The following is a 448-nucleotide window of genomic DNA, read 5'->3' as shown; positions in this document are numbered from 1 at the left end:
CTCTCAATGTTTAGAATTGTGATAACAAAATCAAGATGTTTTAGCTAATATTAGAATGAAGGAGGATAGTATATGACCATTATTGAACGCTTAGAAGAAAAGGTCACTAGGCAAGAAAGTAAGGTAGCAAGAGAGACAGAAAAACTAGCTGCTTACAAAGAGCAACTGGAGACAGCGATGTTTGCGACGTTCAAAAGGCGTCAAAGCACTAGTCACATGAGTTTTGAAGAAGCTCTTGACCATGCCTTTGGTAAAGAAAGACAATTCGATGATTCTGAATTTAGAAAGGATGAAATGAGTGAATGACAAAAGATTGGAATTTTAATCAACCATTAGAAAGTAAATCAGAAAATCAAGAAGATCCAGATAAAATTGCGGCCTTATTTGGAAATCATCAAGGAGGTAATGATGTAAATTATGAAGCAGCTTTTCAAAAGCGAAAACAAGC

The 448-nt window shown here is 35.3% G+C and carries 2 protein-coding genes; both read left to right on the top strand.

Annotation, left to right across the window (positions count from 1 at the left end):
• Positions 1-72 precede the first annotated feature (72 nt).
• The gene (locus tag CBI42_RS11340; RefSeq protein ID WP_094753985.1) at positions 73-306 is read left to right on the top strand and encodes a DUF5965 family protein; all 234 of its coding nucleotides are present in this window, start codon (positions 73-75) and stop codon (positions 304-306) included.
• Positions 303-448 (top strand): DUF5945 family protein (locus CBI42_RS11335; protein ID WP_256963818.1); only part of this gene is annotated, 146 nt, incomplete at its 3' end. The genes CBI42_RS11340 and CBI42_RS11335, both read left to right, overlap by 4 nt.

The organism is Streptococcus sp. KR (assembly GCF_002238115.1).
In the GTDB taxonomy this organism is placed as follows: Bacteria; Bacillota; Bacilli; order Lactobacillales; family Streptococcaceae; genus Streptococcus.
This window is presented reverse-complemented; position numbering and strand designations above follow the sequence as displayed.

Excerpts from the sequence above, each read along its gene's own strand:
- CBI42_RS11340 (WP_094753985.1), top strand. The coding sequence starts at position 73 with ATGACCATTATTGAACGCTTAGAAGAAAAGGTCACTAGGCAAGAAAGT.